18 protein-coding genes, 1 tRNA gene and 3 pseudogenes are annotated in these 24015 nt (G+C 57.7%); 7 read left to right on the top strand and 15 right to left on the bottom strand.

The window, feature by feature from the left end; genetic code table 11:
- Positions 1-67 precede the first annotated feature (67 nt).
- The 11 genes and pseudogenes from DEA8626_RS17040 to DEA8626_RS16985 form a co-directional block, all read right to left on the bottom strand.
- Positions 68-1179 (bottom strand): IS3 family transposase gene (locus tag DEA8626_RS17040; RefSeq protein WP_108854412.1). Its coding sequence is split into 2 segments (ribosomal slippage): positions 68-924 and positions 924-1179, totalling 1113 coding nucleotides; the frame shifts between segments, so codons are not numbered across the junction.
- Positions 1180-1839: 660 nt separating this feature from the next.
- The gene (locus DEA8626_RS17035; protein ID WP_108854411.1) at positions 1840-2457 is read right to left on the bottom strand and encodes a tyrosine-type recombinase/integrase; all 618 of its coding nucleotides are present in this window, start codon (positions 2455-2457) and stop codon (positions 1840-1842) included.
- A 300-nt stretch (positions 2458-2757) separates the two neighbouring features.
- Complete coding sequence (locus DEA8626_RS17030) at positions 2758-3741, bottom strand: sulfotransferase family protein (protein WP_108854410.1); 984 nt, start codon at positions 3739-3741, stop codon at positions 2758-2760.
- A gap of 1051 nt (positions 3742-4792) precedes the next feature.
- Positions 4793-5062 (bottom strand): annotated as a pseudogene (locus tag DEA8626_RS17025) (integrase core domain-containing protein); the annotation flags it as partial.
- 39 nt (positions 5063-5101) lie between these two features.
- Entirely contained in the window at positions 5102-5260 is a 159-nt protein-coding gene (locus tag DEA8626_RS21145) for a hypothetical protein (protein WP_181366502.1), read from the bottom strand.
- Positions 5261-6199: 939 nt separating this feature from the next.
- A complete protein-coding gene (locus tag DEA8626_RS17015; RefSeq protein WP_181366501.1) occupies positions 6200-6715 on the bottom strand; it encodes a helix-turn-helix domain-containing protein in 516 nt (171 codons plus the stop codon).
- Between the two features lies 1 nt (position 6716).
- On the bottom strand, positions 6717-7019 hold the full coding sequence (locus DEA8626_RS21800) for a winged helix domain-containing protein (RefSeq protein ID WP_438502447.1): 303 nt from the start codon (positions 7017-7019) through the stop codon (positions 6717-6719).
- A 368-nt stretch (positions 7020-7387) separates the two neighbouring features.
- Positions 7388-10330, bottom strand: coding sequence for a calcium-binding protein (locus DEA8626_RS17005; protein WP_108854407.1), 2943 nt, complete (start codon positions 10328-10330; stop codon positions 7388-7390).
- Between the two features lie 1283 nt (positions 10331-11613).
- Positions 11614-11835: a hypothetical protein gene (locus DEA8626_RS17000; protein ID WP_108854406.1), complete on the bottom strand. Its 222-nt coding sequence runs from the start codon at positions 11833-11835 to the stop codon at positions 11614-11616.
- A 193-nt stretch (positions 11836-12028) separates the two neighbouring features.
- The gene (locus DEA8626_RS16995) at positions 12029-12787 is read right to left on the bottom strand and encodes an IS5 family transposase (RefSeq protein WP_108854405.1); all 759 of its coding nucleotides are present in this window, start codon (positions 12785-12787) and stop codon (positions 12029-12031) included.
- A gap of 824 nt (positions 12788-13611) precedes the next feature.
- A complete protein-coding gene (locus tag DEA8626_RS16985) occupies positions 13612-14796 on the bottom strand; it encodes a Hint domain-containing protein (protein ID WP_108854403.1) in 1185 nt (394 codons plus the stop codon).
- A gap of 701 nt (positions 14797-15497) precedes the next feature.
- Here DEA8626_RS16985 and DEA8626_RS16980 point away from each other — a divergent pair.
- From DEA8626_RS16980 to DEA8626_RS16970, 3 genes and pseudogenes are all read left to right on the top strand, one after another.
- Entirely contained in the window at positions 15498-15692 is a 195-nt protein-coding gene (locus DEA8626_RS16980) for a hypothetical protein (RefSeq protein WP_146188897.1), read from the top strand.
- Positions 15693-16317: 625 nt separating this feature from the next.
- Positions 16318-16456, top strand: a pseudogene (locus DEA8626_RS16975) (IS5/IS1182 family transposase); the annotation flags it as partial.
- 3 nt (positions 16457-16459) lie between these two features.
- Positions 16460-16975: pseudogene (locus DEA8626_RS16970) on the top strand (IS6 family transposase); the annotation flags it as partial.
- Between the two features lie 250 nt (positions 16976-17225).
- Here DEA8626_RS16970 and DEA8626_RS16965 read toward each other — a convergent pair.
- On the bottom strand, positions 17226-18233 hold the full coding sequence (locus tag DEA8626_RS16965; protein WP_108854401.1) for an IS110 family RNA-guided transposase: 1008 nt from the start codon (positions 18231-18233) through the stop codon (positions 17226-17228).
- Positions 18234-18637: 404 nt separating this feature from the next.
- Between DEA8626_RS16965 and DEA8626_RS16960 the strand changes: the two genes are divergently transcribed.
- From DEA8626_RS16960 to DEA8626_RS16950, 3 genes are read left to right on the top strand one after another with little or no spacing between them, the layout of a single operon-like run.
- Positions 18638-18841 (top strand): helix-turn-helix domain-containing protein, encoded by a 204-nt coding sequence (locus tag DEA8626_RS16960; RefSeq protein WP_108854400.1) that lies wholly within the window; start codon positions 18638-18640, stop codon positions 18839-18841.
- Positions 18841-19344: a helix-turn-helix domain-containing protein gene (locus DEA8626_RS16955; RefSeq protein WP_108854399.1), complete on the top strand. Its 504-nt coding sequence runs from the start codon at positions 18841-18843 to the stop codon at positions 19342-19344. The genes DEA8626_RS16960 and DEA8626_RS16955 overlap by 1 nt, the downstream gene beginning before the upstream one ends.
- A complete protein-coding gene (locus tag DEA8626_RS16950; RefSeq protein WP_108854398.1) occupies positions 19325-20386 on the top strand; it encodes a tyrosine-type recombinase/integrase in 1062 nt (353 codons plus the stop codon). The genes DEA8626_RS16955 and DEA8626_RS16950 overlap by 20 nt, the downstream gene beginning before the upstream one ends.
- 4 nt (positions 20387-20390) lie before the next feature.
- On the opposite strand, the gene DEA8626_RS16945 is transcribed toward DEA8626_RS16950, so the two are convergent.
- The 3 genes from DEA8626_RS16945 to DEA8626_RS16935 all read right to left on the bottom strand — a co-directional run bounded on the left by DEA8626_RS16945 (position 20391) and on the right by DEA8626_RS16935 (position 23220).
- Positions 20391-22253 (bottom strand): 7-cyano-7-deazaguanine synthase, encoded by a 1863-nt coding sequence (locus tag DEA8626_RS16945; protein WP_108854397.1) that lies wholly within the window; start codon positions 22251-22253, stop codon positions 20391-20393.
- Complete coding sequence (locus tag DEA8626_RS16940) at positions 22228-23007, bottom strand: hypothetical protein (RefSeq protein WP_108854396.1); 780 nt, start codon at positions 23005-23007, stop codon at positions 22228-22230. Before DEA8626_RS16940 ends, DEA8626_RS16945 begins: the two co-directional genes overlap by 26 nt.
- 136 nt (positions 23008-23143) lie before the next feature.
- Positions 23144-23220 (bottom strand) — tRNA-Arg (locus DEA8626_RS16935).
- 124 nt (positions 23221-23344) lie between these two features.
- On the opposite strand from DEA8626_RS16935, the gene DEA8626_RS16930 reads away from it, so the two are divergent.
- Complete coding sequence (locus tag DEA8626_RS16930; protein ID WP_108854395.1) at positions 23345-24013, top strand: DNA-3-methyladenine glycosylase I; 669 nt, start codon at positions 23345-23347, stop codon at positions 24011-24013.
- Positions 24014-24015: the final 2 nt, after the last annotated feature.

The raw sequence follows: 24015 nt of genomic DNA, 5'->3' as shown, positions 1-24015 counted from the left end.
AGAGCCGGTCTATCGCAGGATTTTCCCAATTGTTGACGAATTGACCTGCTCCCCATTGTGTCCACGTTTATAGGTTAGCTCTGTTCAGGGCTTGGTCCACTCTCGTCCGTTGGTGATACTCCCGCGGGGTCAGGCCGTCGAGGCTCGAATGGGGGCGGTGGTGGTTGTAATCGTCGCGCCATGCCGCGATCAGATGGCGGGCATGGCGCAGGGTCGGGAACAGGTGCTCGTTGAGACACTCGTCTCGCAGGCGGCCGTTAAAGCTTTCCACGAGGCCGTTCTGCATGGGCTGGCCCGGCGCGATGTAGTGCCATTCCACCTGGCGGTCCTCATGCCATTTGAGCATGGCGTTGGATATCAGCTCCGTCCCGTTGTCGCTGACCACCATGCAGGGATAGCCCCGAATCTCGGCAATCCGATCTAGTTCGCGCGCCACCCGGATACCCGAGATCGACGTATCCACGACCGTTGCCAGGCATTCCCGGCTGAAGTCGTCGATCACAAAAAGGATGCGGAACCGTCGACCATTGGCCAGCGCATCCGCCGCGAAGTCGAGCGACCATCGCTGGTTTGGTCCCTGCGGGATCGCCATAGGCGCCCGGGTCCCGATCGCCCGCTTGCGTCCGCCCCGTTTACGGACGGTTAAACCTTCTTCGCGGTAGAGCCGGTAGAGCTTCTTCCAGTTCATCTCCCAGCCCTCGCGCTTCAACAGGATGTGCAACCGCCGATATCCGAACCGACGGCGCTCGGACGCCAACTCCTTCATCCTCGCACGCAGCTCTGTGTCTGCTGGGCCCTTCGACGTCCGCCGATAGACACGCGGATCGACCCCGGCGAGCGCACAAGCCCGTCGCTGCGAGTAACTCTTTTCCTTCATGGCCCAGTCTACGGCTTTCCTCCTCGAACCAGGCCTCAGAAGTTTTTTCCGAGCATCTCTTTCAGCGTGGCGACGCCCATCATCTGCTCCGCCAGCATCTTCTTGAGTGTCGCGTTCTCGGCCTCGAGCGCCTTCAGCCGCTTTGCATCGGCGACCTCCATGCCGCCGTACTTGCGGCGCCAGTTATAGAAGGTCGTGTCGCTGATCCCATGCTTTCGGCCAAGATCAGGCGCGCTCATGCCCGCCTGATGTTCCTTTAAGATCCCAATGATCTGCGCTTCGCTGAACCGGCTTCTCTTCATCGTCTGTCTCCTCGTTCGGAGAACAGGCTAACCTCAAAGCGAGGACATTTCAGGGGAGCAGGTCAGAGCCTCCAGAGCGAAAATCTTCCCCTTACTTGTTGCGTCGATAACCATGCGGTCTCGCTGCTAGCTTTCTCTAGGAGCCAAAGCCGTTCGCACATTGAATGCAAACAGGGCCTTTCGCGCGGGTCTGTTCTACTGTGTTCGGCACTGCCGCCGTTAACCATTTGTTAGCGGGCTTGTTGCCACAGTTAACCGAACCCTAATTTTCAAGAGATTGACAATGGCTTTAGTGTTCTTGCTTCCTGGATCGATTGCCGGGCTACTGGTTGCTGTTGGCGCGATCTGCGCGGAATGGTCGCTGTTTAGTGCGCTCGGGCTCTATGCACTTGTGAGCACCATGGTCGTTGCCGGAATGATGTGCATATTCGACCATGCGACTCGAGAGTAACTGCAGCACGGTCAGCGTGAATGACACCACCGAGGAGAGCACATCGTTGCCACCGCCGCCATGGATCGTGTCGTTGCAGGTAATACCGCCGCAGTTGATCCGGTCACGGCACCGCCCGCTTGCGATCCAGTCTTCACTGTCTTGGCCGCTCGGCGTGTAAGTGACAACGACTGCCTCTATTGGTCTTGAGCCTGCTGCTACTAGTCGGACTAGCGCCGCAATATTCGGAGAAGGTCACCCTGTGCCAAGGTGAAATTGCTCGCGGGCCACGAAGGGCCGGGCGCGTCTGGTGCGTGCTCGGCCTGCAATGAACTTCGCAGCGGTGCGATGCGTTCAGTTTCAGTAGGAACGCCGGGGTAGAGAGGTGCGAAGCGACGCGCCAACTCTTCTTCGATGCTGCTACACGAAAGGTGACCGTAGGTCCGGCTTACGGTGTCTGTGTTCGAGTGGCCGAGTTGACGCGCGACCATCACAAGTGGCATTCCGGCCTGCACCAGTTGGCTCGCATAGGTGTGCCGGAGCCCGTGAAACACGAACGCCTCCGGCAGCCCTGCTTCGAGAATGGCTGCCTTGAACAGATGCTTGTGGCCGCCGCGCCACCGGTAGCCGTTACGCATAAGAAAAACTCGGTCGTCGGGCGCTTTGCTGCCACAGAGGTGGAGGAAGGTCACGCCTTCCTTCGGCAGGAAAACGCACCGCGCCTTTCCGTTGTTGGCGGGAGTGACATACATGCCAAACACGTCCCTGCCTACATCAGCGTTGCGGAGGTTTAAGAGTTCCAACACTCGGCAGCCGGTATAAAGTGCCCCGCAAGCGAAGTCTGCCAAGTCGTTTCGGCAGGCCCCAAGGAGAGCCCGGTGAGCCTACCCATCTGAATTGGTCCTCCGTGTCCTAAAAATAACGGTGGACCAATTCAGATGGGGAGGCTCAGGATCACCACCTGGCCGACGACACTGCGTTTAGGCGATCGTTCCGGAGCTGGATTAATAACGGCAGAGACGGATGCGGAACGATGTGGAGACATACTCGATACTTGAGGAGAGGGCGCTTGAGGTATCCTGTTTCTATGAGGCTCGAGAGTCGTAGTAGAGAAACGATCAGATGAATACTTCTCCCTACTAAGCCGGCTAGTCAAACAGCTGCACCCGTCGGCCAATTCGCCGCCCGAGATGCTCGTTTTCAGGCGCACCATTTGTGGCATTATGATTGAAACTGGTGTAACAGCCTGCGATTTCAGCGAGCTTCCGGTTGCTCGCGTCGAAGCGGCCCTTGAAGGTCTGTTCCACGTGCCGCGAAACCGGGCGCAGATCCTTCATCAGCCATGCGAAGGGCGGTCGCCGCAGGATGTAGCCGAAGATCCGGTACAATCCCTTCGGCGTCTCGCCGATACCGATTATCGGCGCCGGCGTGAGAACGCTCTTCTGGAACTTGTTGATCCGCCGGAGGATCGGCACAGCGTATTCGGGATAGCTCGGCGCATAGCCCGCCCTGCGGGTCGGTAAAACACTGTCGAATTCCGCGTTGCCGGCGAATCTGGCCAGACGCCGGGCCGCGCCGTCCATGTCGGAGACGAGACTCTCCTGAGTGATCATGTGAACGTTCTCCGCCCCGAACAGCTGCTGATAAAGTCCGATCAGGCGGTGATACTCGAAATGCTCGGGCCGGAACCCATGAAAGCCGAGTTCTGGATCGCCCGCGAAGAATAGCTGCGGGCTCATCGTGCCGCCACGCAGCAGGTACTGCATGTAGACCGAGGTCAGAATGCTTTGCTGCGAACGTACCGATATCAGAATGCGGGCGTCGGGCGCGATCGCCTTCAGGCGGCGGGCGTAGTCGTCGCTCGCCATGCCGCCGAAGAACGGGTGGCCGGACAGGATCTCGGACGAGATCACGGGCACCTTGCCTTCGGGAACCGCCGCCATGCCGTCGCGGATAACTTCCTGCATTCCCGCGGGATCGAAGAGCAGACCGTGCGGCGCAACCACATGGCGCCAAACCTCCGGATGGTGCGCGATCTGTACGTATCCGTGTTCGGGCACGAATAGATGTTGCTGCATCCACGACGTCGCAGTCTTGTGATATCCGATATGCAGCAATAGCCGCTCAGCCATGCTGAAACCCTTCCCAACTCATACTATCTCCGAGTCTAGGCAATTTCTGTCGCGGATTTTGGTTCGCATCACATTGCAGACCCCGTACCGACCCCTTTCGTCGGTAGCACGCCCGACTTAGTTCCCTTTTCAGACAGAAGAGCGCGGCCACCACGGCATCCACGCCTTACCGTGCTCTTTTCTTCTCCACGTAGGTGAGAATTGTTAACGAATGGTTAACAACCTCCCAAAACCAAAATTGAACACTTGTGTAGCCACGTGGCTGTTGACCCAGCGCCAGAAGGCAGAGCATGCGCTTTGTTTAGCGACTTGCCCTCCAAGTCCAACTATGGCGTGCGGCCGCAGATGATTTTATCGCTATTGCGAAAATTTCAACTCCGTCATCCGCGCCGCGAGCAGCTCATCGTTTCTGGGCGCCAGCGGATACAGTTCTGTTCCGGCCGAACAGGTCCTACGGTTCAGAATACGTCTCCATCTCTGATGTCAAAAGCGGATTATGAACACTTTGCAAGATGGGTCGTGACAACGTGAAAGCCCACGGCTCACTCCTCCGCCGGGTCCACCAGCGATTTTCCAGGCGATTTTTCATCGCGGACTTGTCGAGCGTCTGATCCGCGCCGGCTTCCTGGACTGATTGGATTCTGACATCTTCTCGCGAGAAAACATCTCGCGTCATCGGCGAGGTGTAACGCTCGATTTCTTGCCGCCGGAAAGCTCGGTCTGATACGATGGCAACTTCCTGCGAGAAAGTTCGCGAAAGCAAATTTGAAGGCGCGGCATGCTACAATCCAGAAGAATATCAAAGGAACCTTGTTGCCATTTTTGCGTACAAGTCTTAATTCCAGCGGAACTTGCTCCTCGCCGGAAGCAAATAGTAGACTGAATTAGCGATTGAGGAAATATAGAATCTCGTGCGTTTTGCTATCGGATTGCTCACGTAACACATTACAATCAGATTAACCTATTAACGCTCCACCGAAGGACGTGCTCTTCGACGCGACATGGCCGGCGTCAGAGTGAGCGTCCCGATTTGACTGGTACAACTTGATTGTTAGTGCATGCTGGGCCTTTGGGCTACCGGGATGATGGTTTCTGGCGCTGGCGATCTGTATCCGAGGGTTCTGTGAGGCCGCCTGGTGTTGTAGTGCCGCCGCCAGATTTCGATGATGATCTGGGTATCCCGGAGCGAGTAGAAGATCTCGCCACTCAGCAGCTCGTCTCGCATGCGTCCGTTGAAGCTTTCGCAGTAGCCGTTTTCCCAAGGTGATCCCGGCTCGAAATAGGCTGTCCTGGCACCGACGGCCGCGGCCCAGTCCCGGACTTTCTAAACGTAGGTGGAGTGAAGCGCATGGTGGAGGAATCAGGGCAGGACCGATCGAGCGAACTGCTCGAAATACGAAGAAGCCTCGCGGACATTCGGACCCGAATGGAGTGGCCGACGAGCGGCGTCGCGGTGGAGTACGTCGCTGAGCACGAGTTCGAGCGTGTAACCTGTCAGCTTTGGGATGTAGAGCGGCATGTTATGTCACTCGCTGATCAGGCCAGCAGCCATGCCAGACACGATTTTGAGAGCGCTGCCGCAAAGCGCCCGGCGTGGCAGCGTTGGCTGGATGCCAAGAACCGCTTGTGTCATGCCGAGCTGCGGACAAACGTGTCAATGCGGCGGGACGCCAAGTCTGACGGAGGGAAGGATGACGAAGGTACCAATGCTCAATTCTTTCGGCGGTCTGCTGGGGGTCGGTCCAGCGGTATCCGGCAACTTGGCCTGGATGCCCGGGGTCACAGACTATGACCACAGCGGGGGGTGCCGAAAGGATTCGCCAAAAGGGCAATGCTGCCAGGCCGGTTCCAAGCCCTGCCACTGCCACTAGCCGTCAGGGATTCCCAAGAATGCGAATTGCGCTCTTCGCGCGCCTCCATTTGAGCGGAGACACGTTCGGTTACAGATAGTTAACCACATTCTGTCTATCGTGGGCCATCGAGCCAATAAACCAATCAACTCAAAACTCCTCAAACGATAAAGCCCTGCCGCGAGCAGGGCTTTTCGTTTTTGGGTTAACCCTTTGTTAGCATGCGGGCGTTTATGGTTAACTGAACCCTAACTCTTGCGTGAGAGGAGGTTTGGCTTTGGCACTGCTGTTCATACTACCCGGATCGGTTGCAGGTCTCTTATTCGCAATCAGCGCTGCTTGGGCGGAGTCGTCGGTCTTGGGAGTGATCGGGACCTATTTCCTTGTGAGCACGATTGTTGCGGTGGGAATGATCTGTGCGCATGAATTCGCGGCACATTCGCGGTCAAACCAAGAGTAGGGATCAAGCGCGCTTGCGGTCTCCAACGAGAAAGCCGAAATCAGCGCCAGCGCGGTGCGCGCCATCCAGCAGCCACAGCCTGAGCCTCGTCGTAGAGGCGATCAGAATTTGGTGCTCAGTTTGGCGCCGCTCGTGGGAGTGGTAAGTATTAGTGTTCCATTCCAGAACCGAAGCCGTTCACAGGTTTGCCGCTGACGGGTTCCGGTTTGGAACCAATGCCGTTGCCTGGGTTTCGAGACGGAACCATTTGCGAGAGTGACGGGTCCGATTCAGAACCGCGTTTTGTTTTTGCCGGCTGCCAAGACCGCCAGTCATTTATAGCGACCTGCTTCCCCACCACAGTATGCATGGGCTTCGTCGTAAGCCGCCAGTCGTGCGCTTTGCGGTGATACCAGCTTCCAGAAGCGGTCAGAGCAATAAAGCCCTTCTCCTGCAATTCCACGAATGCCCGCTGGACGGTTGCCTTGCCCAAGCCCAGCACGTCGGCGGCTTCGTTCATCGACATATGAATTTTGCCGTTGTTGCCGCCATTGAAGCGCGTATGCAGCTCCAGAAACACCTTGATGGCGGCCCCGGAGAGGGACCGCCAGGCAGGCGACTTGAGCAGGGAATAGGGCAAGGGCACATACTGTCCCTCTTCCGGTCGCTTCCCCTTTCTAGCCATGTCAGCCCTCTCCAAACGCGAGAGACGCCACCAGGCGCGCGCTGGGCTCGGGAAGGCCGTGCGCCACAATGCAGCGAACGGGCGCTGGGAGGAGCTCTGAGCGCCGCTGGGAGGGCCTCTGCGTCAGTTGCTGCCCTCCGAAACTAATTGCAGTCACAGTCGCGTTACAGGCATGCCGGTAGCGCGCGTGGAAGCCCTTGTAGGTGCCGTCATGCCTCTCAAACTCAGTATCGATTGGAATGCCCTTGCCGCGAAGCTGGTGGACGTAGGAAGCCAGCGCAATGTCGGGTATGCGAGGCCGCATCAGCCTGGCCGGCAATGCCATCACCAGAGCGGCAATCTTCACCGCGCCTCATGTGATACTTCTTCTCGCTAGAGATTCTTCTAGTTCACCTCCCGGCCCTCGCGTTTCAGCAGTAGGTGCAGGCGGCGGTCCCCGTTTCAGATTGACGACGAACTGAGTAGCCGGCGCGCTCATCGTCGTCTTGTCCTTTATCGCAGGCAACGCGACTTTGCCTTGAAGACTGGGCTGTGGTTCCTTGCAGCCGTCTTGCCGTCCGCGCTTCTTCTTCCCGGCAATGCTGTTAGATCCAGATCTGAATCTTACCTAACTCACCTTCTCTGACTCCCGAGCAACAGCGACTCACCAGAGGAGCGTTTGGGCCCAGTCACTTAGACTATCAAAATGTCATCGACGAGCAGGCCTGGAGACGCGATGCCCTGTAACGTGATCGTGTCGCCGCCACCGAAGTCAAGGACCAGGTTTTCCCCGATAACCGAAGCGTAGATCGAGATCACCTGCGCTTCGGTCAGCCCGCCGCCCCAGAGCGAGTGATCCAGAACAAGCTCATCAAGGCCGTATGCGAAATCCGTAATCAGATCAGCGCCGTAGGTTTTGTGAAACACGAAGTGATCCGCGCCGACTCCGCCGGTCAAAGTATCGCCCCCCGAGCCACCATCGAGATAGTCGTTGCCCGCCCGACCATCAAGCCGGTCGTTGCCGCCATAGCCGCGCAGGACATTGGCCCCGTTCGAGCCCTTGAGAACATCGTTGCCCGAGTTGGAGCCGTACGCCCGCTCGAAGCCGGAGATCGTGTCGTCGGCCGCCCAGCCGCCCGAGACGGCGTTGGTGAGCAGGTCGATGGTCACGCCGCCCGACGAATAGTAGTAGTTCACGGTATCGATACCGCTGCCGCCGATCAGCGTGTCCGCGCCGTTGCCGACGATCACGGCATCGTTGCCATCGCCGAGATCGACGTAGTCATCGCCGCCCCGGTCGTAGACGATGTCGTTGCCGCCATAGCCGCGCAGGACATTGGCCCCGTTCGAGCCCTTGAGAACATCGTTGCCCGAGTTGGAGCCGTACGCCCGCTCGAAGCCGGAGATCGTGTCGTCGGCCGCCCAGCCGCCCGAGACGGCGTTGGTGAGCAGGTCGATGGTCACGCCGCCCGACGAATAGTAGTAGTTCACGGTATCGATACCGCTGCCGCCGATCAGCGTGTCCGCGCCGTTGCCGACGATCACGGCATCGTTGCCATCGCCGAGATCGACGTAGTCATCGCCGCCCCGGTCGTAGACGATGTCGTTGCCGCCATAGCCGCGCAGGACATTGGCCCCGTTCGAGCCCTTGAGAACATCGTTGCCCGAGTTGGAGCCGTACGCCCGCTCGAAGCCGGAGATCGTGTCGTCGGCCGCCCAGCCGCCCGAGACGGCGTTGGTGAGCAGGTCGATGGTCACGCCGCCCGACGAATAGTAGTAGTTCACGGTATCGATACCGCTGCCGCCGATCAGCGTGTCCGCGCCCGCGCCTCCTTCAATTGTATCGTTACCGGAGTCACCGGTAATCCAATCGTCGCCAGCGCCGCCATTGAGTTCATCATGGCCGCCCCCGCCGGCCAAATGGTCACGGCCGTCATCTCCAGCTAAAGTGTCGTTGCCATCGAAGCCAAGTAGCGTGTCATCGCCAGAACTTCCGAAGGCGACGTCGTATCCCGCGCCTCCGCTCCAAGTGTCGTTGCCGGATGCTCCCGAAAACTGCCTAGCCGCATCTAGCACAAACTCTAGCCTCATCACCTCGTACGGATCGAGAACGAAAGAAACATTCGCCGCTGTTCCGAGTTCATCTTCTGAATACTGGCTAAGCTGAGCTTGCACGTCACTCTCATTGAAGTATTCCACTTGGGATATGCCGCTTGGAGTCCAATGCCGTCCATCAGACGTCGAAAGATCAACCCCTATCTTTACGCCAGAAACGCTCACATATGATGAGACAAGATCGCCGAAGTCGATTTCGATAGATTGTTGTGTATCAGAACGTGAAGACACAAAGAATACAAATTTCTCACTCGCAGAATAAGCGTTAACTTCCAGTTCACCGCCACTTATATTACTATCCAGTCTGCGGGTGCCTACCAGACTTTCCGCCGCCAACTTGAAAGCGGCACCCAACGGTGTGAGGCTGGTGTCGTCACCTGGTGACCCCGCGAGATCATTGCGAGTATTATGTTGATAGGGCCATACAAAAGCTGAGTCTACTCCAAGCCTTACTAAATTTTCCACCTGTTCCAATATAACGCCGGCCCCTTTAAGGCCGAGTTGATTGAGATTTGCCGTCTTCACATTCCACTCTGTTATGTGAAGATCCAATTCCCTCCCAAAATTAGACGACCAAATCGCATAATCTCTATCAATATAGTTTATCGAACCTGATGTATAACTTAACGCATTATCAGTGTTGTGATAGTAATAATGATCAACGACACCATCAACAGAGTTGCGTGAATCCTCAGAGATACCTCTTATTATATCCAAATTCACCAGATTTATTTTAGATAGCCATTTCAATGATCCATCGTTCAAGAAATCAGAATCAGTTAAGCCATATTGATCAAGGATATACTGAGGTGAGTCCGCAGTTATTCCGTAGTATGCCCCCCCCGACTGAAATTCAACACCCCACGGACTTCCCATTTGCACCAGAACATCCGGCGCCTCCTGAGAAGAAATTCCTAACTCCTCAAACACGCCTTCTATGACTGCAATTACTGCATCAACAACCGCACCGTATTCGGCGGCGGTCATACTTCCCAAACTCCAGTATTCATTACCGATTTCAAGCGCCGCTATATCTGCGTTTTGCATTGCATTGCCGTTCGAGTCGACATCAGATAGGAGATCCAAAAGAAATTTTTTAAGGTCTTCAATTGCTTCAATATTGATCGCACGCGGCAGCGTACCTTGTTGAGTCGACTGGTCGACTAAATTGCGTGTTGGCAACACAACAGTGGCTGACTTTCCAGTGGACTCTACCCAGTCGAGAAAACTAGTCAGAGGAACAAATTCGCCTGGAAGGAGTGGAGTTGGCGCAGTATCTTGATCATTATCGTAGTGTAAGCTATTATCGTTGACCGCGATATCGGGGTTTCTATAGTCAAAGTTAAATTCGGTTACGGAGCCTCCCGGGTAACGGATATTACTGACATTCAAGTTGTCTAAGGTTGGACTCGAATTATTGTCGAGAATGTTTTTTGTAAATATCATGTTAGCGCCGAACAAACTCGACTCAATTTCTTCGCCGGCGGCTTGAGAGAAATCGAATTTTATGGCCGTGGACATAGTGTGGGCTCTTTCTAATGGACGTGTCTAGGTGGCGGCGCGGTGCAGCACGACCCTTACTATTTCATTCTCGCTAAGGATTCGTTGCGATGCCTCTCTTCAAGCTTCAGGGTATCGGTCGAACACGAGCCGAGCGGCCAACTCTCTGCGTTGTGGAGACAGAGCAAGACTCACTAAACTGAGAACCTGCTGATCAACGGCATCGATCTTACAATCGAAGGTGGAGGCGAATAGCGTGTCCGCAAGCATGGCGGTTCCAAACGCCTTGTTTGCCCAAGTTCCATCTTCGCTTCGGCGAGCTAACACGGGAGGTTCGGCCGACGAGATCACGGGGAGCAGTTACGACGATGCGTCGGTGCTGCCGGACATGCTTAGAAAAATTTCAGTCTGCAAGGAGATTGGGAGAGTAATCGCCGATCGCCCACCACAACTGCAAGTGCAACGATGACATTACCAACCGCAGACCAATGCGATCGTCCCGCCGCGCGAGTAGGTGCAGCCGTGGAACGCTGTCACCGCCGGTACCGCCGTGCACAATGGAGTCTCTGCACGTTCGAAGTAGCTCGGGCACGCTCGGGCGAAGATGGAGCGACCATCACCGTCGAAGCCGCGTCAAATCAAGATACTCTACGTGGAATTGCTGAGTCAGCGCCTGAGGGCACGAGACTCCGAACGCCAGGTCGCCGAACTAAAGGTCAGTATCGCCGTACTCAATGGCTACGCCGCGCGGGAATGCCAATTGCCAAGGCCTTAGGGAGTGACTGTCCCGGGAAAGAGGGGGCCCGGCAACAGGACCGTTTGCGCAGAAAATCTCTGTCGTGAAGCACTTTTGGAAAACGGAGGCGAGCAAGGCAAGCACGATGGCAGCGACAGCGAGTGGGCACTGATCGCGCCTTTTCTTCCAAACAGCCGCGCGGAGGGGCGCGAGAGGACGACCGGCGGGTGATCAGCGGAATCTTCTACGTCTGGAGGATCGGGTCATCCAAGCTGGTTGTGGCTCGAGCGTCACGATGGATAACCTATAGGCTTCTTGAACCGGCCCAATCCATCAACACCGTGAGTTCTAAAGAATTCCCAAAGACTTCGTCCCACATATTCCCGAGCAATTGGAGTTCGCCTTGCCGGTTCAAAAAAACAGGCACTCGAAGCGACGGACCGTAACGATGTCACCATTTCCGCCAGATTGCCGTAATGTCTCGAGGCAAATGCTTGCTCGTTGTCTTGCTCATACTGTCCCATCGTCCCTAGGAGTTGGCGCCTCCAGCGCACGCGGCGCGGTTCAGCTAAATTGAAGTTGCTGGATTGAGCTTCTTGCCACTCCGCTTCCGAGGCAAAATGATATCGGTGGTAGCTGCACCGTCCGCCTGGTCCGGGGCCTCATGCATTAGTTGGTTGGCTGTCACCATAATGTTGCAGAGTTGCGCATTAAGTGTGTGAAGATCGTTTTTTTCCGCATACGCCGCCATATCCATCAGTACTTCGGCTATCCACCAGTGCTTACCCATTTCAGAGCTCCATACCTGTCAAATTCACCCGTTTCCGCGCCTTCGTGTTCGTTCCCCTCTAGACTGAATCAACCACTGCGGGAAGCGAGCGCCAAGAATAATGGTATTTGGCGAATGGTTAGCGCAATATTAATGTGATGTGCGGAGGTAGTGAAAAGTCGCAATGAAGCCGTGTGTCGCCTAGGGTCTGGACTCATAACCAATAGATGACGGTTGCGGCCAAGGCGATTGCCGAGAGAAAGACGTTGGGGCAGCGATCGTATCGAGTGGCAACGCGTCGCCAGTCTTTGAGCCTTCCGAACATGATCTCGATCCGGTTTCGGCGTTTGTATCTGCGTTTGTCGTATCGCACGGCCTTCGCACGGGACGACCGACCTGGGATGCAGGCACGTATCCCTTTGTTTTTCAACGCTTCTCTGAACCAGTCCGCATCGTAGCCGCGATCCCCGAGCAGCCATTCGACATTCGGCAGGCTGCTGAGCAGTGCTCGCGCTCCGATGTAGTCGCTGACCTGTCCGGCGGTGACGAATAAATTGAGCGGTTGGCTCTGGCTATCGCAAGCGGCGTGTAGCTTGGTGTTCATGCCGCCCTTGGTCCGGCCGATCAGGCGTCCACGCCCCCCCTTTTTGACGCCCATGTTGGTCGCGGTACGATGGGCTTTCAGGTAGGTCGCATCGACCATCACGGTCTTCTCTTCACCGTGCGCGGCGGCCAGACCCGCCATGATCTGCGCGAAGATCCCCTTCTCGCTCCACCGCTTCCACCGGTTGTACAGCGTCTTGTGCGGACCATACTCCTTCGGCGCATCCCGCCACCGCAAACCATTGCGGTTGATAAAGATAATCCCGCTCAGCACGCGGCGGTCATCGACCCGAGGCTTGCCATGCGACTTGGGGAAGTAGGGCTCCAGACGCGCCATGTGCGCATCGCTTAGCCAGAAAAGTTCGCTCATATCACCGCTCGATTTTCGACCGGTGAATCACGCCGCCCGGCTGAAATCAATGGGTCCTGACCCTAGCAACTCAGCGCGAATTTGTTAAAATTTTGCTAAATTTCGAACGTTGTCATCTACAGTTTTGGCCAGATGTTCCGCCCTGTTCTGGAAGGCACGTGCGGCCAATACGACATCGCCCAGTCACAGCCTCGGCTAATTGCGCGTAATAGAACAGTTCCATGGCATAGTCATGCCCTTCAATTAGCCTCCGGCATATCCGCGCGATTCGGCTCGTCAAAGGCGCCAGCGTCAACACGATGCCGGCTAAGATAACGGAACATGATCTGGCACATCCGCTGCCGCGGCCAGACGGAGCCGGGCGGCAAAGCCTATGCCCATATTATCCCTCGGCATTATGTGCGATTCGTCAACAATTGGGAAAATCCTGCGATAGACCGGCTCTACATACTGTGCTGGGATACACCGTGGCTCCCATGGTCGGTGTCAGCGGTGAAATGTGGAGGCATTTGATTGGAAACTTTAACCACGTGTTAAGGATCATGGCTTATTCATGAACCGCGCCGAGATGCATGATTGGAAAGGCTGTCGACATGTGTGAGACAAGGAAGGATCTGCAGGAGCTCGCTGCCGAGTTGAGCGCTACCATCCACCTTACTCGCCGGCTTGGTTTCACGGCAACTGCGCAGGCCATGGCGCAGGTTCAGCGGGAGTTGGAGATGGTCGCGACAAAGCCCCCGCTCGCTCCCGCAGAGCCGCAAATCTGACAAGCGTGGGAGCGCGATTCCGATCCTATCCGAGCCAATGATTCTATGCGGAAGCTTCTATTCAAAACCGAGAGCGTTTCTGGGGATAACATCATCGCACATGAGGATCGCCGCGTAGCGTTCAGCAGACAGATCCGCATCCCACATCTTGATTGCCTCTGACCGGCGCCTCGTCCGCTCATTTCGACTTTTCTTGAGCTGCCGGCGTACTGTACCTGCTGTGAGGTATCGCTGAGCCGGTGGACCGTTCAGCGCCTCATTCGGGATTGAGGAACTGCCGAAAATCTTGGCAACCGTTCGCCGTTCAGTTCCTGTCAGACCCTCGATTCCCATTTGCCCAAAAAGAAGCGATTCCGACAAACAACCATTTGCCACGATGATTTCATGTGCGCGGCATGCGAAGTGAAGCCACGTTATCTGTCTCTTACCCGGCATCGGCCTGATCCCAGGCAAGGATGTCAGCGACTTGGCAGGGGCAGACGCATCGAATTCGAACCTGTTGTAGAACTGTTCGCAGCCACCTACGAGAATCCTGTGCTGAGGCGGCACGATCAAGTCCTTCGCGGGAAGCCCGGGACCGAGAAAGACAGCTGCGTTTAGCACCGATTTTGCGTCCCGCTCTGCCGATCCCAGCGGCTCATCGCTCCGGTGAATCCATAGAATTTCCTGGGGGCCATTATGCAGTGTGGTTACCAAGTCACCAGCCTGCAGTGTTTCAACGGCACGAGACCCATCCGGCGTATCGGCTAGCGCGCCTATCGAGTAGCAGACAGGCTGACTCTGAAGAGTAGTATATGAAGCGGAACCGATACTATTGCCACCTGTCTTTACATACTGAGTGCCTTCGACAGGAGGCGAGTCGCTGCGAAAGCCCCAGATGTTTTGGGTAACGTTGTCTCTAGTAACAACGGTGACGGATATAGTTGGGCCAATTGGATTTCCCATTTCATCCAGCACGCGGATGAATATGAGTGAGTCCGCTTTAACTCCGGTCCCGTTGGCCACCAATCCAGAGCCGTCCGTAATCCTATCGTTGGCATAGTCATCATCTTCAAACAAATTCGGGTCCCAACTTGTGTCTTCAATTGTTACCGTTACAGTAGAGCCCTCTGAAAAATCGGGAATAGCTCCGTTTGGCGTATCAGAATTGTTGATTATCGAGTTACCCGGTGCAATTAAAGGCGAGCTGGTCGAAATGTTTAAGAGGTTATCATCGTAAAGTTCTATCGTCCTGGCGACCATATGCACGCTCACCGATTGCTGACCCTTGTTCGACTGAAAGCTCCAGCAAGATGGTTAATATTCAGTTGAGAGATCATGTGCTCGTGCGACCTTGACGAACTTCCAAGATTTGGGACCGCACGGCGCAAGAAATCAATCGGCGTTGACGGCAAGGTCTACGCCAATCGTATAAACCAGGACTGGTTCTTGTCGGTCGAGGATGCCCGGATAAAATGCGAGGCGTGCCGACACTAGTACACCAACGAAAATTCACATCGCTCGGTCGAACAAAAAAACCTTTTAAGAGTGCATGAAATCCATCTGGGCGACCTGCCAACCGATAGCTCAAGAATGACCTGCTGACTGCGCGCTAGACCGATCTGTGTTGGAATTTTCCACTCATGATCCCGTGCGCAGAACGAGGAGACTCCTATGAACAGGTCGAAATTCACGTAGGCACAATTCGTGTTTGCGCTGAAGCAGGCCGAGGTGACCCTACCCCCTTGAACTGCTCTTGGCATCGAAACATCGACGATCTGGCCGGTAAAAACCGACTATGATCGTCGAGCAGGTTCAACACGCAGAACCGCCGGTGATCCACGAGTTTGTCGCTGACGAAATCGGGCGATCGCTGTTACCTCGGCCGTGCAGAGGCAGTCGGTGTGATGCGATCTCGCGTGGCGGCATGATTGTCGACCTGAGCCGGCGCCAAGGACATCGATGTGAACTCGCCAATGATCGAGCCGGGTCTGTTGCCGCATCTGCTAGCGTACCAGCTTGACGAGCACTTCCTTGCCTTGCGTCTCTGGTATCTCCTTCATTGCAGCGATTGCCGCTTCCGAAACCAGTCGCTGAAGATTGTCGAGCCCATTACGTTCCGCATACGCTGCTACGCTGCAGAGTATGTGCGCGATTGACTGCGTTGTTTCCATTGTCTGAACCCTAACCCATTCGCGGCTGTTTGCGCCGCTTACAATACAACTCGGACACGAAAGAGTTACGCAATCGTTAACCCCATTGCCGGGTGGCCGGTCAGGGAACGCAACGGGCTCCCACGCTTGTCAGATTTGCGGCTCTGCGGGAGCGAGCGGGGGCTTTGTCGCGACCATCTCCAACTCCCGCTGAACCTGCGCCATGGCCTGCGCAGTTGCCGTGAAACCAAGCCGGCGAGTAAGGTGGATGGTAGCGCTCAACTCGGCAGCGAGCTCCTGCAGATCCTTCCTTGTCTCACACATGTCGACAGCCTTTCCAATCATGCATCTCGGCGCGGTTCATGAATAAGCCATGATCCTTAACACGTGGTTAAAGTTTCCAATCAAATGCCTCCACATTTCACCGCTGACACCGACCATGGGAGCCACGGTGTATCCCAGCACAGTATGTAGAGCCGGTCTATCGCAGGATTTTCCCAATTGTTGACGGATCGCCCGCAATACCAAGGGATCACATGGGGTTAAGTCTCAGGAACAATTGATCGGTTTGCGGCTGTTGAGGCGGCGTGATTCATAACCCCGAACTGAAGGAGGCATGATAAGCGACTTCCCAGGACGGAAAACGCGAGGAGAGACCGTCCGCTATGACAAGCGCTGCTACAAGGCGCAACCGCATCGAGATCATGTTTGGTCGTCTGAAGGACAGGCGACGGATCACCAACCGCTGCGACAGGTATCCGGAGTTTTAAGGATCATCTGAGATCCACAAGCGTAGGATCGAGGGAATGCGAATCAGCCGGTGGCGTTGGCATCTCGATGAGATTTTCGTGAGGATAAACGGAGAGTGGCACTACCTTTGGCGTGCCATCGATCACGAGGGCGAGGTCCTGGAAAGCTTCGTCACGAAGACCCGTGACAAGAAGGCTGCATTGAAATTTCTAAGGAAAGCAATGCGGAAGCATGGTTGGCCCGATACTCTTGCCACGCACAAGCTTCGATCCTATGGCGCCGTGCTGAAGGAACTTGGCGCCGGCGACCGGCAGGAAACTGGCCGCTGGCTCAACAATCGAGCTGAGAACTCACACCTGCCACTTCGACGACGGGAGCGAGCGATGCTCCGATTCCGACGAATGTGAAGTCTTCAGAAATTCGCCGCCGTCCACGCTTCTCTCCAGAATCACTTCAGCCAGGAACGCAGCCTCTCTAGCCGGAACCTCTTCATGTTGAACCGCGCCGCCGCACTCGCCGAGTGGCGCGGGCTTTGCGCGTGTGTGGATGGCTCCTGCATTGCAAGAGTTTTTTCGGTGATATTGCGACGGACGTCAGTACAGTCGTGTGTCCGGCCTGTTTGTGCGACGGCGCTGCCTCCGCTGGCCTTGATGAATTCCGCGAGCGACGTTCCAAATCGGCTTAACGACCTTAAGGGGCCGCTGACATTCCCGGAGTTTCCTGGCTCTTGGTTGACTTAGTCTGCATCATCACTTCAAGCGTCTTGCATCTCGTGGCAAATCGACCGTCTCAGACCGCCGGTTGCCGATATTCTCGTTTCTTCGTCAGCATTGCCCAGATGATCCGGGCCGCTTTGTTTGCCATGGCGGTCGTGGCCAGCCGGAACGGCTTCTCGGCGATGATATTGGCGGTCCAGATGTCCACTCGTTCGGGGTGCTTCTTGGCAAGCAGGGCGCGAGAGCTCATTCCCACGACCAGCAACTTCCGGATATATCTGTCGCCTTTCTTCGTGATCCGGCCGAGTTTGTCCTTCCCGCCGCTGGACTTGTTGAGCGGCGTCAGGCCCAGCCAGGCCGCGAAGTCGCGACCGCTACCAAACTGCTTGGCGTCGCCGATGGCAGAGGCCGTGATCGGTCCGATCCCCGGCATACGCATGAGCCGGCGGGCGCTTGCGCTGAGCAGGGCGTGCTGTTCGATCATCTTTGTGTAGCCGTCGATCCGTTCGTTGAGAGCAAGAAAGTGATAGCACTGTGTTCCGAGAACACCGTTGGCCAGGTCGGGCATATCGGGACGATCACCCGCGAGGTGACGTTTTGCGAATGCGGTCACGGCCTCGATCCCCGTCGGCAGAACATGACCGAACTCGCGCAGAAGGCTGCGGATCAGATTTGCAACCTGGGTCCGCTGCCGCACCACTAGGTCGCGGGTGCGGTGGATTGACAGGATCGCCTGCTGTTCTTCCGTCTTTATCTCGACAAAGCGCATGGTCGGGCGGCGAACGGCCTCGCAGATCGCCTCGGCATCCACCGCGTCGGTCTTGCCGCGCTTAACATAGGGCTTCACGTAGAACGCCGGCATGAGCTTCACGTCATGCCCGATCTTGCGCAACTCCCGGCCCCAATGGTGCGCGGACCCGCAAGCCTCCATGCCGACGGTGCAGGGCGGCAGCGCCTCGAAGAACGCCAGCAGCTTCGCCCGCTTGATCGCCTTGTTGAAGATCACGCGCCCATTCTCGGAAATACCGTGGACCTGAAAAACATCCTTGGCCAAATCCAGACCGACCGTCTTTACTGTCATCGGGTGGCTCCTTTCCTCGCAGTCCATGACAACTGCACTATGGCGCATTGGACGCCGGTGGAGCAGGAGCCATCCACCTCATCCGCTCAGGGCCGTTTTCGACCGTACCTGTGCGTGCAGAATAGCGTGCTTGCGAGCCCTACGCGGCTGCGGAGCGGTTTTCTCGGCAGCATTTTGAATATGCATTGGGATCTGGTGTTTCATGCCCGAGATTTCGATTGCCCCAAAGATGGAACAAGATGTCCCGTTCTTAGGAATAGGGCCGTTATATTTCAGTGTGTTACGGGCCGTACAGGTCCCGCCTTCCTAAGTCTTGTCCACATACTTCAGACCCTTCGAACCCGATCCTTGTCTCACGAAGCGACCCGAACCCGATCGGGCCGCACAGAAGCAAGGAAACGGTCATGTCCAAGATGACTCAGGAGCAGTTGGCGGCGCGGTGGCAGATCTCGCCCCGGACGTTGGAACAGTGGCGCTGGCTCGGCAAAGGACCACGCTTTCTCAAGATTGGCGCCCGTGTTCTCTATGACGAGGCGGAGATAGAGACGTTCGAGGCGGGACAGGTCTGCCGCAACACCTCCGGTCCCATTCCCAAGGAGCGGTTGTGATGGCACGGCGCGCGAACGGATCATCTATCAAGCGCCACCGGATCTATACCGTCTGGGAGGCCGCGGAGGCGCTGGGCGTCCACCGCCAGACCGTGATCCGCTGGATCAAGGACAAGGGGCTCGTGGCGGATCAATCGAAACGGCCCTGGCTCATCCGCGGCGATGACCTGAAGAACTTCCTTGGTGTAAGACGAGCGCGAACGCGCCAGCGTCTGGCCCTGCACCACCTCTACTGCCTCGGCTGTAAACAGCCGCGGGAGCCGGCTGGGCGGATGGCGGACTACACCCAGCAAACGACGGCCACCGGCATGCTGATAGCGCTCTGCCCCACTTGCGGATCGCTGATGCACAAGGTGGTCCGGCGCGCAGATCTCGAGGCGATCCGCGCCAAACTGGAGGTCACAGTTCAACAGGCGAACCCGAGATTAGTGTCCCAGACCGATCCCCGCTCAAATGTCACCTTCGAAAGGGAGGCTCAAACCCATGTCAAAGCGCATCTCTGAGAACCTGCGCATCAAGCGCAAGTACCTCGTCTGGCTGCAGGATGCGAAGGGCCTGTCGCCAGCCTCCATTGACAAGGCGGCCGCTGCGATCTCCGCCTACGAGGACTATCTCGGCAAGGCCGACTTCCGCGCCTTTCATTCCGAGCGCGCCCGAGGTTTCAAACGACATCTGGCCTCACAGCGCCATGCCCGCACCGGGGCGAAGCTCTCTTCGGCGACGGTTGGCAGCATCCTGCGCGACGTGAAGGCATTCTTTCACTGGCTCGCCGATCAGCCTGGCTATCGCTCGAAGATCAGCCATGCCGACGCGGAGTTCCTGACTCCGGAGCGCAAGTCCGAAGTGGCGCGCCGCTTAGGCCTTTGGAAGCCGCATCCGTCTCCGGCCGACGCGCGCCATGTCGTGTCCGGCATGCCCGCCGACACGGTCATTCAGCGCCGCGATCGTGCACTCGTCGCCTTCCTGTTCCTGACCGCCTCGCGCGAGAGTGCGGCCATTTCTCTTCGGCTCGGACATGTCGATTTGCGGAACGCCTGCGTCCAGTTCGATGGTCGCGACGTCGACACGAAGTTCGGCAAGAGTTTCACAACGGGGTTCTTTCCGATCGGCACCGAGATCGAAGAGATCGTCCGCGACTGGATTAGTGAACTGAAGGCCGTTCATCGGTTTGGCGACTCCGACCCGCTATTCCCCAAAACCCTTGTCCGTGTCGGACCCTCAGGGCAGTTCGAGGTGCTCGGCATCACACGAGAGCGCTGGGCGGGCCCATCCTCGGCAGCGCAGATCTTCAAGCGTGCTTTCGCTGCGGCAAGTCTGCCACCCTACTCGCCACATCGCGTCCGAGACACGATCGTCGAACTTGCGAACGAGCACTGCCGCACGCCGGAACAGATCAAGGCCTGGTCTCAGAATATGGCCCATGACGACGTGCTGACGACGTTGCGCTCCTACGGAACGGTGTCATCCGGTCGGCAACTGGAACTCCTGGCACGTTTCCGTCAACCCGATAATGACGAGGGTTGCGATCTTATAGAGCGAGACTAGTCCGTCAGCCCATGTCCAGCGACCCGAGGCGCACGGCCACAAGCTGTGGATCGAGCCGGTATCCGCGCCAAGGATTGTTCTCGATGACACCTCGCCCGAGCTCTGGGTCCAGCTGCGCCGAAGCGAAACGTTTCGCCAGAAGGGTTCTGGCCCGCATGACAGACTTGCGGACATGCTCATCAGAGGCAACGGCGAGTTTGTGGGCCAGCTTCTGTGCTGCGATCATTGGATAGTCGAACGGGTCGAGTCCTTTGCCTGCCGCCGCCAGGTGATACTCCGCGAGCGCGCGAAGCAGGCGGTAGGTCGCGCCCGATCCAATGTCGATCCGATCCTCGATACTAAGTCGCTTCCGCTCGTCGTCGAAGACAAGGGTGACGAACCGCGGCTGCGCGGCTTCTGTGCTACGGTCAGCGCCGAGTGGTGGATACGCACTCATTTGCGCGCGTCGGATGTCGCCGAAGAGGTTGGGAAGGCTGTCCGCCGGGAAGTCCGACGGCGGGCGCCGGTCTGTCGCGCTCTGGATCACATCCGCAACCGCCCGGCCATGACGATTGAGCAGTGCCACGATCCTGTCCAGCGCCGGAGCAGTCGGCTCGCCGACATGGGTGATCGCCGCGACGATCTCCGGATGGCTCGCGAGGAGTGAAATAGGCGTCGTAAACTCTGCCTCGATCGCGTTGCGCAGGTAGGAGAGCGCCATCTCTCGGTCCTGTACGGCATTCCGTTCCCCGGTCAACAGGTCGATGCGATAGGCCTCGGCCGGGTCGAACCGTTCCAGGCCCGCGGCAAGAACGGCGAACCTGCGGTCGATGCACTGGGAGCAGCGCCCGCAATGCACGTGTTGAATCGTCTGGTTGTGAACGTCGGCGCAGCTGCGCGTGTGCGCGATCTGGTCCGCCATCTTCAGCCGGCTGATCGTCAAGAGAACGTCGGTCTTGGTCTTCCAGAAGAACGGGTTGTCGATCCGCATGCCTGTCCCGACCAATTGGCCGAAGAACGAGGTGAACCGGTCCAGCGCCTGCGGATGCGTCGTCCGGGAGGCACGGGTGCCGAGGACGTTGGCGACAGGTGCGAGGTTGAGACTGACGATGCCGTTCTCGTGGAAGGAAACGCGGTCGCGGTTGAACGCAAGGGCAACAACGGTGCCAAGCGCGGCGAAGAGGAACGAACGCGTGCGGTGCGTGCCCTCCAGGTTTGTTCCCTTGCCGAGCTGGATCTGCACGGGAAAGTGCCGTGCCATGTTCTTTCCGAGGCCATCTTTCAATGCGGCAACAAGGTCACGCTGGATCGGCGCGATCTTGGTCGACGAAAAGTGACTGATGAGGGCGACCCGGTTGCCGTGATCCACGATCTCCTCGAGAGCGCCCGCGAAGGAATCTAGGCCGCCCGAGAACATCAACACACGGTCTGGTCTCCAGCCTTCGTCCGGGCCGAATCTGAAGAAGGGCGAAGCGGTCTGCACCAGGTCTTCCGTCGCGCGGAATGCAAACTCGAAGCGGTCGCCGGACAGGAAGAGGAGCATCTCTTCGAGTTCACGCTTCAAGTCGAAATCACTCCAGGCAGCGAGGTCGCGCACCGGCATTTCGATCAGGAAGCGGCGATACCACTTCGCGCCCATGCGCTGATCCGCAGTTCCACCACGACGGACCGCCGCGTCGACCGCGTAGACGAGGGTCGCGAGGTCGAGGAGGTCGAGGGTCTTTGCGGGCAGGCTGGCAGCCAGTTCCTTCGTCAGTTGCCCGATGCGAAGGGTGGCATGGCGGGTCTCACCGTCGATCTCGAACGTGAGTCGCTCGCCCCGCCGCGGCCCCGCGACATGCCCCAGACACCGGACCCGGTGCTCAGGCGGCGGCGCGGCGGCGCCCAAGCTCGGATCTCATCTTGCTGAAGGCATACCGCGTGAAGCGGTTGATTTCCTCCTGGTTGAGCTTCTGGTCCCTCCAGACGGTCTTGCCATACCAGCCCGCGGCGAAGGCCTCCACGATCCGCGACGCCTCGAACACGTGCGTAGCAAGCGCCCGTTGGAATGCCGTACGGTCGGCATCTGTGGAAAAGCGGCGTCCTGGCCCGGTGTGGTTCGCGAGTTCTCGGCTGAGATAATAGTCGAGCGACCGGTAGGTCAGCCGGGCGAAGAAGTCCCGGGCAAGACTGGCAAACGCCTGTCCACCGGCGAACGCGGCGAGGGCGCGACGGATCTCCGTGGGCTCCGGCGCGAAGAGGGAAGGCAGCCGGTCGGTGAGATGGGCGGAGAGCGTTTCGACCAATGCGAGCCGCGCCAATTCTCCGGGATCCGAGGATCGGCCGGCCTCGAACGTGTTCTGCTCGATGATCCGGTTCAGTCCGACAAGCAGGTCGGGTATGGACTGCAGCGCATTTGGTCCCGCCCCGAGGTCTTCCAGCGCAGAGGGAAACCCTGGAGCGCGCGCCAGGAGCGGCAATTGGACCATGAGGCGCGCGATGAACTGGAACCGCGGGTCATCGGAGGCCCGGTCGAGATCCAATTCCGACGCGCGCGCCGCCGCTTCGGCCACCGCGAGAACATCCGCGCCCGATTCCAGGATATCGATGACGTCCCGCCACTTCTTTGAGCGCGGCAACGTCCCGAGCCGAATATGGCCCATGAACTCCTCCCTGTTGCCCCGAACGCTCGGACAGCCGGAACGGGAAATCAACGGGAAAATCGACGCAGTTGCTTACCCTGCGCTTACCTAGAAAATAAGCGCGACAGCGCTCGACTATGTAAGTAATTGAAAGTTTTGGCGATCCCGGAAGGACTCGAACCCTCAACCTGCTGATTAGAAGTCAGCTGCTCTATCCAGTTGAGCTACGGGACCGCTTCCTTCCCTTTACCGGCTGAGAGGTCACCCACGCAAGGCTCGCGCGTCTGGATATACTGGCCTGTCAGGATATACTTCGCTTCGGCCCAGGCATCGCCCTCAAGGACCCCGGAGAATGCCAATGCGTAGCTTCACGGAAATCTACGCCATCGCCGCAAAGCGAAAAGGCGCGGCGGCAGTGGAAGCGCGGCTGACCAAGCCACTCGCGCCCGAAGAGATTGTGCAGACCACCGACGACCGCTGGCTGTCCACGATGGCGAAAAGCATCTTTCAGGCCGGGTTCAACTGGAAAGTGATAGAGGCGAAATGGGACGGGTTCGAGTCCGCCTTCGAGGGTTTCGAGCCCTCCCGCGTGGCGCTTTACGGCGATGCCGAGCTTGACCGGCTGCTCGCCGACAAGGGCGTCGTCCGAAACGGCGCAAAACTTTCCGCCGTCATCTCCAACGCGGTCTTCCTCACGGATCTCGCGCGCGAATACGGCACGGCCGCGCGGTTCTTCGCGGACTGGCCGGACAAGGATTATGTCGGCCTGCTCGACCTTTTGTCGAAACGCGGGTCCCGGCTGGGCGGAGCGACGGGCCAGCGGGTCCTGCGCGTCATGGGCAAGCCGGCATTCGTCCTGTCGAAGGACGTCACCGCGCGCCTCATCGCAGAGGGCGTCGTCGACAAGGCGCCCACGTCGAAGCGCGATCTCGCCGCCGTACAGAGCGCCTTCAACGCGTGGAACCGGCAATCCGGCCGTAGTCTGACCGAGATCAGCCAGGTGCTTGCCATGAGCATCGGCGACTGAGC

It is taken from the genome of Defluviimonas aquaemixtae (assembly GCF_900302475.1).
GTDB classification, from domain to species: Bacteria; Pseudomonadota; Alphaproteobacteria; order Rhodobacterales; family Rhodobacteraceae; genus Albidovulum; species Albidovulum aquaemixtae.
Note: the sequence above shows the minus strand (reverse complement) of the source record. Positions and strands in the feature narration are given on the sequence as shown.